The sequence below is a fragment of the Phyllobacterium sophorae genome (assembly GCF_003010965.1).
In the GTDB taxonomy this organism is placed as follows: Bacteria; Pseudomonadota; Alphaproteobacteria; order Rhizobiales; family Rhizobiaceae; genus Phyllobacterium; species Phyllobacterium sophorae.
This window is the reverse complement of the sequence record NZ_PGGM01000001.1, coordinates 409,711-426,860: the sequence shown is the minus strand read 5'-3', so window position 1 is coordinate 426,860 and position 17,150 is coordinate 409,711. Positions and strand designations below refer to the sequence as shown.

The window sequence follows — 17,150 nt, the reverse complement described above, 5'->3', positions numbered from 1 at the left end:
AAAATTGATCATTGAAAATCGAGAAATTACAACTTCAGGTAGTTATTTGGACAATATGAAGCGATCAAAATTGAAAAACGAAAAGAGAGCACTGGCACAACTGCAACTAACGCTATCAATTTGAATATATTAACTTATAAGTTGTAGTCAATCCGCAACTTTAGTTGTATAATTTTCAGCAATATTTGCAACTATGCAATTTTAGATTGTAATCACATGAATTTATTTCCAGAAAAGGCTGTTTCGTCAGTTGGTTTTAAGACGTTCTGCGTAGCGCTTATCACAGACGAGGTGGTAGTTCGTCGTTGCAACCCTCGCTCCGGTCAACTAATATATTAATTGAATTGGAGACATCATGGACACCCTTAACGCACCGAGGCATCTGCGCCTCCACGCCAGCGACAATGTCGTTGTCGCAGTCGACACATTTCAAATTGGCCAGAGCATTGAGGGGGTGGCGGTCACAGACCGCGTGCCGCGCGGGCATAAGCTCGCATCCCGGTTGATTGCCGCGGGCGAGCCCGTCCGCAAGTTTGGCCAGATCATCGGTTCGGCCTCGAAACGGATTGAACCCGGCGAATGGGTGCATGAGCACAATCTTAACTACAGCGATTTCGTTCGCGAGCCCGATGCGGCACACGCAGTCAACGCGAGCGGCATTGTGCCAGCCGAGCAGCGTGCGACCTTTGAGGGGTTCCGCCGGGCCAATGGCCGCGCCGGAACCCGCAACTATATCGGCGTTCTGACCTCGGTGAACTGTTCTGCCTCCGTTGCGCGCTTCATTGCGGAAGCCGTGCAGAAATCGGGCTTGCTCGATGACTACCCTATGGTCGACGGTATCATCCCGCTCGTCCATGGCGGCGGCTGCGCGCTTGACGTGAAGGGCGAGGGCTACGAAGTACTGAAGCGTACCCAGTGGGGCTATGCGACCAATCCGAACATCGCCGCAGTGCTGATGGTCGGTCTCGGTTGCGAAGGGTTCCAGATCGGACGTTGGAAAGAAGCGTACAACATTGTCGAGAGCGACACATTCCGCAGCCTGACAATCCAGGAGGTGGGTGGTACGCGCAAGACGATGGAAGCGGGCGTCGCCGCTGTGCGCGACATGCTGCCGACCGCGGCGAATGTCAGGCGCGAGACCATCCCCGCATCAGAATTGATGCTGGCATTGCAGTGCGGCGGTTCTGATGGCTATTCCGGCATTACTGCCAATCCAGCGCTGGGCGCTGCCGTTGATCTTCTCGTGCAGCAGGGTGGCACGGCTATTCTCTCCGAAACGCCGGAAATCTATGGTGCAGAACACCTTCTTATTGAACGTGCGTCCAATCCTGAGGCGGTACACCGTCTGCAATCGATCATCAGCTGGTGGGAGGATTATACTGCCCGCAACAAGATGGAAATGAACAACAATCCCTCACCGGGCAACAAGGCCGGCGGCTTGACCACCATCCTGGAAAAGTCGCTGGGCGCTGTCGCCAAATCCGGCACGACCCCGCTGGAAGCAGTCTATGGCTATGCGGAGCCGGTCACTGCGCATGGTCTCGTCTTCATGGATACGCCTGGCTACGACCCGGTTTCGGCGACAGGGCAGGTTGCCGGCGGAGCCAACGTTCTTGCCTTCACCACCGGGCGCGGCTCGGCCTATGGCTGCAAGCCGACACCTTCAATCAAGCTCGCGACGAATACGCCCATGTATAATCAGATGATCGAGGACATGGATATCAATTGCGGCGATGTTCTCGATGGCGTGTCGATCGAAGACAAGGGCCGCGAGATCTTCGAGCACATCCTGAAAGTCGCATCGGGCGAACGCAGCAAATCGGAAGAGCTCGGCTATGGCGATGCAGAATTCGTGCCTTGGCAGATCGGCGCAACCATGTAGGTCAGATTGTCAGCTGCTGCACTTGAAAAAACGGGAGCCATTGGCTCCCGTTTGCTTTCGCCGTTTGGCGAGCGTCAAGCCGTGGTCTGCTGTTGCTTGGCTCTCGCGACGATCTGCGTGGGATTGACGAAGCGAAGTGCTATCAGCAGCCATATGAGGGTGGTCACCATGTAGACCACCGCCATGGCGTCGATCGATTGCACGGCACGGACACCAGCGGCGAACACCGAGTAGTAGAGCGCAACGACAAGTGTCTGGCTGGTCGGCCCTGCGGTCAGGAAGGTCAGCTCGAACATCGCGACAGTGCGCACCAGAACGAGCAGCAAGGCCGCGAGGATGCCCGGTAACAGCATGGGCAGCAGCACATGCACGAACAGCTGGAATGTGCCCGCACCGAACACTCGTGCCGCCGCTTCGATCTTGGGATCGATCTGTTCGATGAACGGAATCATGACAAGGATCACGAAGGGAACCGTTGGCACCAGATTGGCAAGAACGACGCCCCAAAACGTACCGCCGACGCCCGCCTGATACAGCACTGTCGCTAGCGGAATACCGAAGGTGATCGGCGGTACCAGCAGGGGCAGAAGGAAAAGCAGCATGACCAGCTTCTTGCCGGGAAAGTCACGCCGCGCAAGAGCATAGGCGGCGGTCACGCCCAGAAGCCCGGAAAGCGCCACCACGGTGAAAGCTATCTGGAAGGTGACGATGAGAACGTCGCTGAGCTGGAATTCCGACCAGGCCGTGAAATACCAATTTGTTGTCCAGCCCGCCGGCAACCATGTGCCGAGCCAGCGCGTGGCGAAAGAGGACATGATCACCGTAGCGATCATGGCCAGGAGATTGATGACAAAAAAGGCAACCACGACCCATACGGCAGTGATCCAGAGTTTTGCGCCAATAGTGGTATCGCGGATCATGGTCAGCCCTTTCCGCCTGCGGTCGAGCCGCGATAGAACATGTTGCGTATGCCGAGCACCGCTACCACGATAAGCAGTTGAACAACCGCCATGATCATCGCAATTGCCGACGCCATCGAGTAGTCATACTGCTCGAACGCCGCCTGATAGGCAGCAATCGAAATGACACGCGTTGGTCCCGCGGGCGCGCCGAGCAGAACTGCCGAGGGGAATACGGCAAAGGCTTGGACGAAGGACAAACAGAAGGCGATGGCGAGGCCCGGAACCAGCAGAGGCAGCATTACATGGCGGAAGCGCTGCCAGCTTCCGGCGCCATGGGTCGCGGCGGCCTGCTCAAGTGCCGGGTCAACCCCTGAAACGTAAGACAGGGTCAGCAGGAAGGTGAATGGGAAGCCCGTGATGATCAGTGAAGAAAAAACACCCCAATAGTTATTGGTCAGCTTGACCGGCCGGTCGATCATGCCGAGCAGCATGAGGGTTCGGCTAAACCAGCCCTGCGGTCCGAGATAGTTCAGCAGCCCTTCCGCAACCAGCACAGTCCCCAGTGTTACCGGCAGGACAAGGATGGTCGTCAGCAGTCTTTGATGCGTCATCAGACGCACCCGGAAAGCGACCGGCAGGGCTATGGCGATGCTGATGATCGTTACTGGGACCGCCAACCAGAGCGTTGTCAGAATCGTGTCGTACAAAAACGGATCGGAGAAGAACGTCCGGTAATTGGCAAAGGTGCCGCCCTCCTTGGGCTTGAAGGACAGGATCAAGCCGTAGATGAAGGGATAGATGAACACGGCCAGCAGAAAGAGCACCGCTGGCAGCACCAAAAGCGTGACACCGTCGATGCCGCGCAGCGCCAGGCGCTGGCGCAGCGAAATCCGGTGGTCGAGGGAATTGGAGGATGCGCTCGTCATTGCTATTACGCTGCAAAAGCCAGCGCACGCGCCGGATCGATGGTGAGCCAGATCGCACTGCCGAGCTCAGCGGTTTGCGGGGCATGAAACACAAGTTCGAGGCCCTGCGGCGTGCGCGCGGTTCCAACAAATTCGCGGCCGCGATATTCAATGGTTTCGACGACAGCTTCCACTGCCTGATCAGAGCGTGTGCCGGCAACGACATCGTCCGCGCGAGCAGCGATAACGGCCGTGTCGCCGACCTTCAGTGAGGCACGTGCTGTTCCAGTCAATGTCGCATTGCCGACCGCAACGCTCATTCGATCGCCATCTTTGGCAATAACCTTGCCAGTCAGGCGATTGCGATAGCCCATGAATTCAGCCACGTCCAAATGGTCAGGGCGTTCGTAAAGATCGCTGGGCTTGCCTACCTGACGGATTTCGCCATCACGCAGCACGACGACGCGATCGGCCAGAGACAAGGCCTCATCCTGATCATGGGTAACGTAGACAGTGGTTGCGCCGAGCTGGTTATGGATACGGCGTATTTCGGCGCGCATTTCCAGACGCAACTTGGCATCCAGGTTGGAAAGCGGTTCATCCATGAGCACCAGCGGCGGCTCGATCACGATGGCACGGGCGATGGCCACGCGTTGCTGTTGGCCACCTGACAGTTGACCCGGCAGCTTGTGACCCTGCCCCTGGAGTCGCACAAGATTCAAAGCTTCTTCGACGCGTTTTTCGATCTCCGCCTTGGCGACCTTGCGCATTTTCAGGCCAAAGCCGATGTTCTGGCGCACCGTCATATGCGGGAACAGCGCATAATTCTGAAAGACCATGCCAAAGCCACGGTCCTCCGGCTTCAGCGTGTCGATGCGCTTGTCATCGATGAAGATACCACCACCCGTTGTCGAGAGCAGTCCGGCAATGCAGTTGAGTGCCGTGGACTTGCCGCACCCCGACGGCCCGAGCAGAGCTATGAACTCGCCCTTGCGAATATTGAGCGATACGTCCTTCAGCGCATTATGAGCGCCGAAAGCACGGCTCAAGCGGTCAAGGCGGATTTCATGGAATGGCGATGACGCAAGCAGCATCCGGCAACCTCATAGCTGGATGCCATCCGGGGCAACCCCCGGACAGCACCAAATCAAGCATCAATCAGGACTTCTTGCCCGCGACTTCTTCGTCCCAACGCCGGAACGCGACGACCATCGCAGACGGATCGAGCGGAATTTCCACCGGATTGTTGGCGATCCAGTCGGCATATTCCTTGCGGCCGAACTCGGCAATCGCATCCTGGCTTTCCTGCGGTGCCATGGAAAGCGGCACGTCCTTTACCGCCGGACCCGGATAGAAATAGCCCTTGTCATAGGTAAAGGCCTGCTGTTCCGGTGTGAGCAGGAAGCTCATCAGGTCGAGAAGCACGGCAAGCTTCTCGTCGGCAATGCCTTTCGGCACGCACATGTAGTGTGCGTCAGCCACCCAATGGAAACCTTTGAGCGTTGCTACAGCCGCTTCCTTCGGGACCACGCCGAGTACACGCGGGTTGATGTCCCATCCAGTCGTGGAGACGGTCATGTCGCGCGTCCCCTCGCCGAGTTCCTTCATCAATGCGCCGGTACCGGTCGGATAGTATTCGATATATTTGTGCAACTCCTTGAGATAGGCCCAAGTCTTGTCCCAGCCCTTCACAGGGTCATGCGGATCGGCGTCACCAAGAAGATAGGGCAGGCCCATCAGGAAGGTACGTCCAGGGCCGGAATTGGCCGGGCGCGCATAGAGGAACTTGTTCGGATTTTCCTTGGCCCAGGCGAGAAGCTCTTCCGCCGTGGCCGGGACCTTTTTCACACGATCAGGCATGTATTCGAGGAGCGGACCGGACGGGTAATAGGTGACGATGACGCCATGATCCTTGCCAAGCGCCAGCATGCGATGCGCAGGCTCAAGATAGATCGCAGCTAGATCTGGTAATGATGCGGAATGATCGGGCAGCAGCTTGACCCAAAGGTCCTGCTCAAGGCCGGCGGATAGTGCGTCGGTGCCGGTGAGGACAAGGTCGATATCGAGTCTGTTCGCTGCCTGCTGGGCTTTCAATTTGCCCGGAAGTTCCGGCGCCGGCGCCTTGGTAAAGGTGATCTTGGACACGAGCTCAGGTTTCGCCTTGGCGTAGTTTTCGATAGCCGTCTGGGTGAGCGCGAGATTGCCAGCCACGTCGGCGACATTCAGCGCGACGGGTGACGTTGGCAGCGCCAGCTTGGATTGAGCGAAAAGACGCGTCGCCGGTAGCGTTGCGACAGCTGCCAGACCGCCAATGGCTTGTCTGCGTGTAATGCGGATCATGATTTCCTCCCTGTTGATTCCCAATATCCCGTTTTCAGGCATGACCGGGTTCCCATATCCGGTCGTTATCGAGATTTAATATATTAATCTATCAGATGGAGATAGCAAGGGCTTTCGCCTAGAGCGCTTTCCCCGCGACGGTTCGTGCCGCACCTTCCCGTAAAAGCCTCGCCAGGGCATCGCCGACGGTCCGGCGGAATTCGAGGTTCCCGGGAAGGTCCTGTCCGAAAATCTGCTCAAGACCGAGATAGGCATCGAGAAGGTCGGCACTGGATGTTTTTCCGGCGGTGCGCTGTTTGAATTCATTGGCGAGCGGATCGCGCACATCAATTGCCTTTCCGGATTCATCGAAACCCGTTGCGTAACGCATCCAGCCGGCAACACCGAGAGCAAGACGGTCGAAGGGTTGTTTCTGCTCCAACCGCTTGCGGATCGTGTTCAACAGGCGCTGCGGCAGCTTTTGTGAGCCATCCATGGCAATCTGCCAGGTGCGATGGCGCAGTGCCGGATTGCAAAAACGTGCACGCAGTTGGGCCTTGTATGCATCGAGATCGAAGCCCGGGAGCGGCGGAAGTGTCGGCGATATTTCGTCGTCCATCATCGCTTCGATAAGCGCATTGAAGCCCTCGGCTTTCATTACGTCGGAAACGGTCTCATGGCCGGCAAGGTAGCCAAGATAGGCCAACGTCGAGTGACTGCCGTTAAGCAACCGCAGTTTCATCAGCTCGAAGGCATCGACATTGTCAACGAACGCCACACCGAACTTATCCCACGCCGGCCGGCCGGTAGGAAAGTGATCCTCCACCACCCATTGCGTAAAGGGCTCAGTCATGATCGGCCACGCATCCGAAAGACCAGTCGCCTCGGCCACAATCGTACGATCGACATCGGTTGTCGCTGGGACGATGCGGTCGACCATTGTTGAGGGAAAGGCTACCTTGTCGCGAATGAATTTCCCTAACCCGGAATCGCGCAGCTCGGCAAAACGGATAACAACTCTTTTCAGGGTTTCACCATTGGCCGGAAGATTGTCACAGGAAAGCAGTGTGAACGGTTCCGTGCCATTATCGCGGCGACGGGCGAGGGCTTCGACGATGAAGCCGATAGCCGAGCGCGGCGTGGCGGGGTCGGCCAGATCGTGGACGATATCTTCGTGTCTCTCGTCCAGCGATGCGGAAGCAGGAGAATAACAATAGCCCTTTTCGGTTACCGTCAGCGAGACGATCCTGATTTCGGGATCAACCATCGCGGCAAGCACCGCTTCCGGGTTTTCCGGTGCTACCAGCACCTTTTCGATGCTGCCGATCACACGGAAGCTGTCGCCGCTGCCGTCGCGCGTCGCAACAGTGTAGAGACCGTCCTGCGGCGCCAATGCATCGCGCGTATCACCGCTACGCAATGAAACGCCGAGAATGCCCCATTTATTGTCGCCGCTGGCAAGAACACTGTCCGTATAGACTGCCTGGTGCGCGCGGTGGAATGCGCCAATACCCATATGGACGATGCCGGTCCGGACCTGGCCCCTACTGTATTCCGGCCGATTCACATCCTTTGCGAGACGATGGAGTGTGCTGGTTGATAGACGGTCGTGTTCGGTCGGTGTCATTCTTTACGCCTGCGATTGTTATCAAAGTTTGTAGGCTTCTTTTGCCAGCCCGTAAGCTAGATCATGCGCAATTTCGTGCGCCTCGTCCTCGTCCAGCCTATAGTCGGCGACGAGCCGCGCCAGGAATGCGCAATCGACGCGCCGGGCCATATCATGACGCGCCGGTATCGAAAGATAAGCACGCGTATCGTCATTGAAGCCCACTGTATTATAGAAACCGGCGGTCTCCGTGGTGAGCTCACGAAACCGGCGCATACCTTCCGGACTGTCATGGAACCACCATGCAGGACCAAGACGCAAGGCAGGGTAGTGCCCCGCTAGCGGCGCCAGTTCGCGGCTATAGCTCGTCTCGTCAAGTGTGAAGAGAATAAGGGTCAGACGAGGATTGTTGCCGAAAGCATCAAGCAAAGGCTTCAATTCTTCGACATAGCTCGTCGCCTGCGGAATATCGGCACCCTTGTCGGTGCCGAACCGGTCGAGAAGCGCAGGATTATGATTGCGGAATGAACCAGGATGAATCTGCATGACCAGACCATCTTCAATGCTCATGCGCGCCATTTCCGTGAGCATCTGTGCACGAAACAGGTCTGCATCGCCAGCCGAAGCCCCTTTCAGTATACGCTCGAACAGCGCCGATGCCTCCGCGGCGGAGAGATTGGCAGTGCGTGCATTGGGATGGCCGTGATCGGTGGAGGTCGCGCCCCGCGCCTTGAAATAAGCCCGGCGCACGCGATGTGCTTCAAGATAGCCTTGATAATCGAGCTTGGTTCCGGCGAGCGCCACGAACTGTTCGATATTTGTGCTGAAATCCGCACGCGAGGCGTCAACCACGGCATCCGGACGATAGGCGGGCACGACGCGTCCGCTCCACCCGGACTTCAGAATTGCGTCATGCGCGGCGAGATCGTCCGTTGCCGCATCCGTCGTGGAAACGACTTCAATTCCAAACTGCTTGTAGAGAGCACGCGGGCGCATCGACGGACTTGTCAAGCTCTCCGCGATACGGTCGTAGATAGCGTCCGCATTCTTCTCGCTCAGCCGCTCCTCAACGCCAAACACGGTCTGGAGCGCATGTTCGAACCACAGGCGTGATGGCGTGCCACGAAACAGATGCCAGTGCTTGGCGAAAAGCCGCCAGATCTTGCGCCCATCCGTCTCGACCGGTCCACCATCCCGGCGCGGCACGCCAAGATCTTCCAGCTTCACACCCTGCGAGTAAAGCATGCGGAAAATATAATGGTCAGGCTTCACGAACAGGCTGGCAGGATCGGGAAAAGCCTCGTCATTGGCATACCAAAGTGGATCTGTATGGCCATGCGGCGAAACAATAGGCAGATGCTCGACCGTGCTGAACAGGCGCCGGGCTATCCCGCGAGCGTCGGCTTCGATTGGAAAAAGTCGGTCCGGATGAAGCATCATTCTGCGTCCCTGCTGCGTCATTGATTGTCTGCTCGGCCGCGTGTGTGGCGAAGTTTCTGGCAATCCAGTTTACGCCGCATGTGAACATTGAGCATCGATGATCTTGGCGAAGAGTAAATAATAATATATTAGTATGTCAACAGTCACCGTCGCGTTTGAAATCATCGCACAGCACGGGCTTTGGACTATGAATTTGAACGGAATTCCATCATTCAGGATGTTAACATCCGACATGAGGAAATGGAGCGCTGGAATGACAGCACAAAACCGGGGAGAAAAAAGCGTGGCCGCCGAGGGACCGGCAGTAGTTGCCAGCGACGTACGCGCATCCGGAAGCCGTGGCGCTGCGGTTGTACGCGTGACCACCGCCACGGCTATCTACCGCGAACTGCATGCGGCGATCGTGTCCATGGAAATGACTCCCGGCACTCCGCTTAATGAAAAAGTCCTCACCGAACGCTTTGGCGTCAGTCGCACCCCGGTGCGCGAGGCACTTATTCGATTGGTCGAAGATGGCCTTGTCGATGTCTTTCCGCAATCGGGAACCTTTGTCGCCCGCATTCCAGTCGCGCTCATTCCGGAAGCGGTCGTGATCCGCCAGGCACTCGAGGGCGCAACGGTCGAGCGTGCTGCAATAAAAGCCACCGCGAAAGACATCGAACTTCTGGATGAAATCCTGGCCCGGCAACAGTTCTTGGCCGACCGGCAGAATATGAGTGCGTTTCACGAAGCCGATGAAGCGTTCCACGAAGCGATTGCAGGAATTTCCGGCCATCCCGGCATCTGGAATTATCTGAAACCGGTGAAGGTGCAGATCGACCGCGCCCGCCGCATGACGTTGCCGGCGCTCGGGCGAATGGAGCATGTACTGTCCGAGCACAAGATCATTCGCAATGCCATTGAAGCCCATGACGTTCCTGCCGCCTGTGCAGCGATGAAACAGCATCTGAATGCCGTCATTCCCGATATTGACGAACTGAGAAAGAGCAATCCCAAGTCATTTGTCTGAATGTGGGATGAAATTCAAGAATTGACGGAGGAATGAATGCGTCAGGCGTGGCGATGGTTTGGCCCGAAAGCCGGTGTGTCACTCGATAATGTACGACAGGCGGGGGCTACCGATATTGTATCGGCCCTGCATGAGGTGCCTATCGGAGCAGCCTGGACCGAAGCACAGGTGCGGGAACGCAAATCCCTGATCGAAACGACACCTGCGGGCCGCACGCCGCTGACATGGTCCGTTGTCGAGAGCATCCCGATACCGGATGCAGTCAAACGCCTTGGAGGGGCAGCAAAACACGAGATTGCCGCCTGGATCGCCAGCATGGAAGCACTCGCTGCCAACGACATAAAAGTGATCTGCTACAATTTCATGCCGGTCGTCGACTGGTGCCGCACCGACCTTGACTATGTCACGCCAACCGGCTCGACAGCCATGCGCTTCGATCACAATACATTCGCTGTGTTCGATCTGCACATTCTGCAACGCAAGGGCGCCGAGTACGACTATTCCGAAGCGGACAGGGATATCGCCAGCGATCTTTATGAGGCTATGGGTGCGCAGGAAATCGCCGATCTTACCCGCAACATCGCCAGCGCCCTGCCCGGCTCAACGACAGAACCGCTGACCATCCCAGCGTTCCGCGACAAGCTCGATGCCTATTCCGGCATCGACGCAAACCGGCTGCGTCAGCATCTGATCGAATTCCTCGAGGCCGTGACCCCTGTCGCCGACGATCTTGGCGTAAAGCTGACCCTGCACCCGGACGATCCGCCGCGATCGCTTTTTGGACTGCCACGCATTGCCTCGACCGAGTCGGATTACGCAGTATTGTTCGAGGCCGTACCATCGCCCGCCAATGGCATGTGCTTCTGCACGGGCAGCCTCGGTGTGCGTGCCGACAACGACCTGCCGAAGATTGCCCGGAGGTTTGCTACGCGGATCCACTTTTCGCACCTGCGCGCGACGACGCGCGAGGGTGATGGCCGCAGCTTTCACGAGGCAGCGCATCTGGAAGGCGATGTTGATATGGTCGCCGTCCTGCGCGAGCTTCTTGCTGAAGATCGCAAGCGTGACAAGGCAAACAGCATTCTGTTCCGCTCAGATCATGGCCAACGCATGCTCGATGATCTGAACAAGGATGTTACGCCCGGCTACCCTGCGATCGGCCGTCTGCGTGGCTTGGCGGAGCTGCGCGGCATCATCCATGCCCTGGATGCGAACGCACTGGCATAATCCCGATCACATTTTCAAAATAACGAACCCCGGTTCCCTGCGATCCGGGGTTTTCTGCACCAAAAGTATTAACTCATATTAACTATATCCTGCCGATCTAGCGGCCGCGCCCTATACCGTCCAATAATTCTGTCAATATTGACCACATTATCGCCATAGTTCGAGAACGTGGCACGGCATGTCCCGCGCCTTTCGAAGCAAATCCGATCACGTTTTGAATCATATTAAGACAAGTTTTTTGAGTAACTTGGCTCATCTTGCTCGCTGATCTAGGCAGTGTTTCCAGCACAAGACACCTCAACGCCACATTTCTCTAAAATAGAAGGAGCTACTCGCTCACGCTACGATCTACTTGCCCGGGGGTCAATCTTCACGCGTGTGTCTTCAGTCCGGCAGTTCTGCCACGGGCCATAAAAAGTGCGAATTTCAACATGGTCTCTTTTGCAAGTATCCGTACGGTACTTTCTGCATCCATTCTTATTGTGATGTTTGGTGCAGCATCAGCTAATGCTGGATCAGCCTGTGGCGGTGCTTCGTGGTATGCTTTGCATTCGAAGACGGCATCAGGTGAGAGAATGAACCCATCCGCTCTGACCGCTGCACATCGCACCCTGCCCTTCGGCTCCAAGGTCAAAGTCACCAACCAGCGCAACGGCAAGTCAATCGTCGTGCGCATCAATGATCGCGGACCATTCATCAAGGGCCGGGTGATTGACCTCTCGAAGGGCGCAGCCAACCGTCTCGGCTTTGTTGGCGCCGGTCACACCAACATATGCATGGCCCGCCTCTGACCCGATCTTGAAGGTCATGGCATTGACCTTGACCGATGAACGTGACATCGCCATGTGAGCATTCCTAATCCTGTCGGGGAGCGTTCCATGGCACTGAAAGTCGCGGTCCAGATGGACCACATCAATTCGATCCGCATTGGTGGCGACACCACCTTCGCGCTTTGCCTCGAAGCGCAGAAGCGCGGCCACAGTCTCTATCATTATACGCCGGACCGGCTGAGCATGCGCGACGGCGTGGTTTCGGCGCGCGTCGAAGAGCTTACCGTTCGTGACATCGAAGGCGATCACTACACGCTGGGCGAACCTCTCTCGCGCGATTTGTCGGAGATGGACGTGGTGTTGCTGCGCCAGGATCCGCCCTTCGACATGAACTACATTACGACAACGCATATTCTGGAGCGGATCCACCCGAAGACGCTGGTCGTGAACGATCCGGCATGGGTGCGCAACAGCCCGGAGAAGATCTTCGTCACCGAATTTCCGGATCTGATGCCGGAAACGCTGATTACCAAGGACAGCCAGGAAATCGCGGCCTTTCGCAAGGAGTTCGGCGACATCATTCTAAAGCCGCTATACGGCAATGGCGGTGCGGGTGTCTTTCATCTGGCCGATGGTGATCGCAATCTCACATCGCTGCTGGAGATGTTCGGGCAGATGTTCCGTGAACCCTTCATCGCCCAACGTTATCTGAAGGATGTGCGCGCTGGCGACAAGCGGATCATCCTGATCGATGGCGAGCCGGTCGGCGCCATCAACCGCGTGCCATCAGAAACCGATGCCCGTTCCAATATGCATGTCGGCGGGCGCGCCGAGAAGACTGAACTCACCGAGCGCGAGCGCGAAATTTGCACGCGCATCGGACCGTCCTTGCGCGAGCGCGGTTTTATTCTCGTCGGTATTGATGTGATCGGTGACTACATGACCGAAATCAATGTGACGTCACCAACGGGCATTCGGGAAGTCAAGCGTTTTGGCGGAGCGGATATTGCCGCGTTGTTCTGGGACGCTGTCGAAGCCAAACGCAGGTAACGCGAACCGAATCAATCTGTTCTCTTAATGTTCTTGTCATGCAGCGTGAAGTGTGCTGATGTAGCGTCATTGGCACTATTTCGTTTTAAGCGTTTGTATTTTCAAGGAAGATTTCATGGTCACCCGCGTCCGTACGGTCGCCTTTCAGGGTATTGAAGCGAAGCCTGTAGATGTGCAGGTGATGATCGCCCCCGGAAAAATGGGAATGCACATCGTCGGGCTTCCAGACAAGGCAGTGGCGGAAAGCCGCGAACGGGTCCAGGCAGCCCTGCATGCATCCGGGCTATCGATGCCAGTGAAGAAGGTCACGGTCAATCTCGCGCCTGCCGACCTGCCGAAGGAAGGCAGTCATTATGATCTTCCTATTGCCGTGGGGCTTATGGCGGGGCTTGGTGCCATGCCGGCCGATGCGCTGCAAAATTATGTCGTGCTCGGCGAACTGTCTCTCGACGGGACGATAACCCACGTGGCTGGCGTTCTGCCCGCCGCAATCGCCGCCAACCGGCAGGAAAGGGGATTGATTTGCCCCGCTTCATGCGGTCCGGAAGCAGCTTGGGCCGGTTCCGATATAGATATTCTGGCGCCTCTGAGCTTGATCGGGCTTGCCAACCACTTTCGCGGCACACAGGTTCTGTCCCGACCCGAGCCAGCCATGCAGGCCAGTGCGACCGGCTTGCCGGATCTTGCCGAAATAAGAGGACAGGAAAGCGCACGCCGTGCGCTCGAGGTCGCGGCAGCCGGAGGTCACAATTTGCTCATGATGGGGCCGCCAGGATCGGGCAAATCCATGCTGGCACAGCGGTTGCCCTCAATCTTGCCACCCCTCCTGCCGAGGGAGCTGCTCGATGTATCAATGATCGCCTCGATTGCGGGCGAGCTCATGGGTGGAAAGCTGACGGACAGACGGCCATTTCGCGCGCCACATCATTCCGCTTCCATGGCGGCAATGGTCGGTGGCGGCATTCGGGCCCGTCCGGGTGAAGTCTCCTTAGCCCATCGCGGTGTGCTTTTCCTGGATGAGTTTCCCGAATTCACACCGCAGGTGCTTGATTCGCTTCGTCAACCACTGGAAACGGGAGAGTGCATGATCGCGCGGGCCAATCACCGCATTTCCTATCCGGCGCAAATCCAGCTTGTTGCCGCCATGAATCCCTGCCGCTGCGGTATGGCAGGCGAGCCGGGTCATCAATGCGCCCGTGGACCACGTTGCCGACAGGATTATCAGGCGCGGATTTCCGGTCCGTTGCTGGACCGCATCGATATAAGGGTCGACGTTCCATCCGTCAGCGCTACCGATCTCATCCGCCCTTCCGCTTCAGAAAGCAGCGCCGTTGTCGCCGCGCGGGTTGCACGAGCGCGCGTTATACAGAAGCGGCGCTACGAAGAATTAGGCGTTCCCTCCATCACAACCAACGCGCAATGTTCGGCTGCCTTGATTGAACAAGTCGCACAACCCGATGGTCAGGGCATTTCGCTGCTGCAGCAGGCCAGCGAGCAGATGCGATTTTCTGCCCGCGCCTACCATCGCGTGTTGAAAGTAGCGCGAACATTGGCCGATCTCGACGGCCAAGAGACCGTCGGACGCATTCACCTTGCCGAAGCAATTTCCTACCGTATCGCCGCCGACACCGTTAACCAAGCGGCATGACCAAGCGAAAGTGCCGGACCTTTCGATCCGGCACGCCCTCCAATATTGATTTTCTACTGAACCGAACCGACCAGAATGTTGGTAGGCGCTTCGATGCTGACCCAGCGGCCAGTATTATTGGTCGCCTGCCGCTTGAGATACGTGTACTCGGTCTCTGACCAGTTCTTCACGCCATCGACCAGATTATCAAGGACGAAATCCCCCTTGTCGGTGCGCACGGTCAGAACCGCATGGCCCTCGCCATCGGGCTTGCGAACCACGGTAATCAGAAGATTGGCTGGAGATATCCCCGCCTGCATCAGATCACGCCGCTTAAGCAGGACGTAGTCTTCGCAATCGCCGACCTTGTCGGGATAGGCCCAATATTCCTCGACGCCATAGATCTCCATGTCAGTCAATGGCTTTATCTTCTGGTTGTCACTGCTGTTGATGCTGACGATCAGCTGCCAGAAATCATGGTTCATCTTTTCGGGCATCACATTGCGGCTGCGGATGGAGCACTCGTCCGGCGTGCGCTTGCAGAATTCATAGTGGCCGATTGGTTGCGATGTCAGACCACCTGTGGTCATGAATGCCTCGGATGCCGAAGCGGGGTTTGCACCAAGCGACACCATAAGGAGTGCTACTGCAATCCCCATGCACTTCATAACCCTTGCCGCTCCGAACATGCCCCACTCCAAACCCGATCAGCCATCGTTAACAAAACGTTAACGGCGGGAGGGGACATGAGTCAATCACAATGGCGCCACGGTCCCGCCATTGTTAATATATGGTTAAAATTGGAGGTTTTGCATGTTCCGAATATTATTGAGAATTAGAACCGAGTGTCGTGCACGAAATTTCGGCGACCCATTGCGCCGCAAACCCATTACTATGTCATTGTTTTAATTTCTTTTTTAAAAACTGCTGGCTGGACCGGGGGTTAGCGGCTTGCCAAGTGTGAAATTCGTTCGTGTTTCATGCCGGCTACATCAAACGGGTTAGGCTCGTGCGCGTTTTCCTATCGGCGTCACATTGCTATTGCGGTTCACCTGTGCGTGATCGTTAACAAACTGGACGATACGTGGTGCAATTTCGGCACGGAAACGCGACCCGTTGAATACACCATAGTGGCCAACTTTCGGTTGAAGATAATGCATCCGCATCTCTTTCGGAATATTGACGCAAAGGGTCTGCGCTGCCTTGGTCTGACCAACACCAGATATATCGTCATTCTCACCCTCAACGGTGAGAAGCGCGACAGTTCGAATGGCGGCGGGGTCAACCGGCACTCCGCGATGGGTCATTTCGCCTTTCGGCAACGCTTGGCGCACGAACACCGTATCAACCGTCTGCAAGTAAAATTCCGCCGTCAGATCCATGACCGCCAGGTATTCATCGTAGAATTCCCGATGCTTGTCAGCGGAATCTCCGTCTTCCTCGACCAGATGCATGAAGAATTCCTTATGCGCTGTAATATGGCGGTCCAGGTTCATGCTCATGAAGCCGGACAGCTGCAGGAAGCCAGGATAAACGTCACGCATGAATCCGGCATGCGGCCAAGGAACCGACATGATCACATTGTCGCGGAACCAGTTGATGCCTTTTTCCTCAGCCAGCTTGTTGACGGCCGTCGGATTCTTGCGGGTATCGATCGGGCCCCCCATCAATGTCATACTGGAGGGTGAGTAACGATCGTCATTTGCTTCCATGATGGAAACGGCGGCGAGAACCGGGACCGAGGGCTGGCAGACAGCCACAACATGGGTATCTTCACCCAATGCATGAAACATTTCAATGACATAATCGATGTAGTCATCGAGATCGAAATTGCCGTCGCTAAGCGGAACAGTGCGCGCATCGACCCAATCGGTGATATAGACTTCAGCATGCGGGAGCAGTGCTTCAACCGTCCCCCGCAGTAGCGTTGCATAATGTCCCGACATGGGCGCGACCACGAGAATCTTCGGATCGCCAGGGCGCGTGGCCGCGAGGGAGCGCCTGAAATGAATGACGTTGCAGAAGGGCTTTGACCAAACGATCTTTTCCTTCACATCGGTTTCGATTCCATCAATCAAGGTCGTCGGCAGGTCGAAGACAGGCTTGCCATAGGCACGCGTGGTGCGTTCGAACAGTTCGCACATCGCGGTTATGGAGCGCCCCACCACCGTTTGAGACAATGGATTCAATGGGTTATCGTAGAATAACTTGGTTGCATCGGCGAAAGCCCGGTAGGGCTGGAGCGCGGCATGGTTGAGTTCATAAAGCTGGTAGAACATTCCATTTTCCGATCGATCGACACAACGGCAATCCAGGCTACGTCACCCTTACAGGTAAAAATAATCTTGATTGGTCAGTGACCCTACCGGGTTCCACCGATATTGCAATGCAACAAAAGAATAAGGGAACAGAA

The 17,150-nt window shown here is 56.5% G+C and carries 14 protein-coding genes; 6 read left to right on the top strand and 8 right to left on the bottom strand.

Annotated elements, in window-relative coordinates; translation table 11 throughout:
* Positions 1-355: 355 nt before the first annotated feature.
* Positions 356-1,882 (top strand): UxaA family hydrolase, encoded by a 1,527-nt coding sequence (locus tag CU103_RS02140; RefSeq protein ID WP_106662250.1) that lies wholly within the window; start codon positions 356-358, stop codon positions 1,880-1,882.
* Positions 1,883-1,956: 74 nt separating this feature from the next.
* On the opposite strand, the gene CU103_RS02135 is transcribed toward CU103_RS02140, so the two are convergent.
* From CU103_RS02135 to uxaC, 6 genes are all read right to left on the bottom strand, one after another.
* Positions 1,957-2,802: an ABC transporter permease gene (locus CU103_RS02135; protein ID WP_106662249.1), complete on the bottom strand. Its 846-nt coding sequence runs from the start codon at positions 2,800-2,802 to the stop codon at positions 1,957-1,959.
* 2 nt (positions 2,803-2,804) lie between these two features.
* A complete protein-coding gene (locus CU103_RS02130; protein ID WP_106662248.1) occupies positions 2,805-3,710 on the bottom strand; it encodes an ABC transporter permease in 906 nt (301 codons plus the stop codon).
* 5 nt (positions 3,711-3,715) lie between these two features.
* Positions 3,716-4,783: an ABC transporter ATP-binding protein gene (locus tag CU103_RS02125; protein ID WP_106662247.1), complete on the bottom strand. Its 1,068-nt coding sequence runs from the start codon at positions 4,781-4,783 to the stop codon at positions 3,716-3,718.
* A 64-nt stretch (positions 4,784-4,847) separates the two neighbouring features.
* Complete coding sequence (locus CU103_RS02120; protein WP_106662620.1) at positions 4,848-6,026, bottom strand: ABC transporter substrate-binding protein; 1,179 nt, start codon at positions 6,024-6,026, stop codon at positions 4,848-4,850.
* A 121-nt stretch (positions 6,027-6,147) separates the two neighbouring features.
* The gene (locus CU103_RS02115; RefSeq protein ID WP_106662246.1) at positions 6,148-7,635 is read right to left on the bottom strand and encodes a mannitol dehydrogenase family protein; all 1,488 of its coding nucleotides are present in this window, start codon (positions 7,633-7,635) and stop codon (positions 6,148-6,150) included.
* Positions 7,636-7,656: 21 nt separating this feature from the next.
* A complete protein-coding gene (gene uxaC, locus CU103_RS02110) occupies positions 7,657-9,054 on the bottom strand; it encodes a glucuronate isomerase (RefSeq protein WP_106662619.1) in 1,398 nt (465 codons plus the stop codon).
* 253 nt (positions 9,055-9,307) lie between these two features.
* On the opposite strand from uxaC, the gene CU103_RS02105 reads away from it, so the two are divergent.
* The 5 genes from CU103_RS02105 to CU103_RS02085 all read left to right on the top strand — a co-directional run bounded on the left by CU103_RS02105 (position 9,308) and on the right by CU103_RS02085 (position 14,758).
* The gene (locus CU103_RS02105; protein WP_245448542.1) at positions 9,308-10,063 is read left to right on the top strand and encodes a GntR family transcriptional regulator; all 756 of its coding nucleotides are present in this window, start codon (positions 9,308-9,310) and stop codon (positions 10,061-10,063) included.
* 36 nt (positions 10,064-10,099) lie between these two features.
* Entirely contained in the window at positions 10,100-11,290 is a 1,191-nt protein-coding gene (gene uxuA / locus CU103_RS02100) for a mannonate dehydratase (protein WP_106662245.1), read from the top strand.
* 485 nt (positions 11,291-11,775) lie between these two features.
* A complete protein-coding gene (locus CU103_RS02095) occupies positions 11,776-12,081 on the top strand; it encodes a septal ring lytic transglycosylase RlpA family protein (RefSeq protein WP_245448574.1) in 306 nt (101 codons plus the stop codon).
* An 87-nt stretch (positions 12,082-12,168) separates the two neighbouring features.
* Positions 12,169-13,110 carry a glutathione synthase gene (gene gshB, locus CU103_RS02090; protein WP_106662243.1) on the top strand — a complete coding sequence of 314 codons (942 nt, stop codon included), beginning with the start codon at positions 12,169-12,171 and terminating at the stop codon, positions 13,108-13,110.
* A gap of 115 nt (positions 13,111-13,225) precedes the next feature.
* Entirely contained in the window at positions 13,226-14,758 is a 1,533-nt protein-coding gene (locus CU103_RS02085) for a YifB family Mg chelatase-like AAA ATPase (protein ID WP_106662242.1), read from the top strand.
* 53 nt (positions 14,759-14,811) lie between these two features.
* Here CU103_RS02085 and CU103_RS02080 read toward each other — a convergent pair whose 3' ends face one another.
* Together CU103_RS02080 and CU103_RS02075 are read right to left on the bottom strand one after the other, a co-directional pair.
* Positions 14,812-15,426 carry a transglutaminase-like cysteine peptidase gene (locus CU103_RS02080; protein WP_106662241.1) on the bottom strand — a complete coding sequence of 205 codons (615 nt, stop codon included), beginning with the start codon at positions 15,424-15,426 and terminating at the stop codon, positions 14,812-14,814.
* A 312-nt stretch (positions 15,427-15,738) separates the two neighbouring features.
* The gene (locus tag CU103_RS02075; protein WP_106662240.1) at positions 15,739-17,016 is read right to left on the bottom strand and encodes a polyhydroxyalkanoate depolymerase; all 1,278 of its coding nucleotides are present in this window, start codon (positions 17,014-17,016) and stop codon (positions 15,739-15,741) included.
* Positions 17,017-17,150 lie beyond the last annotated feature (134 nt).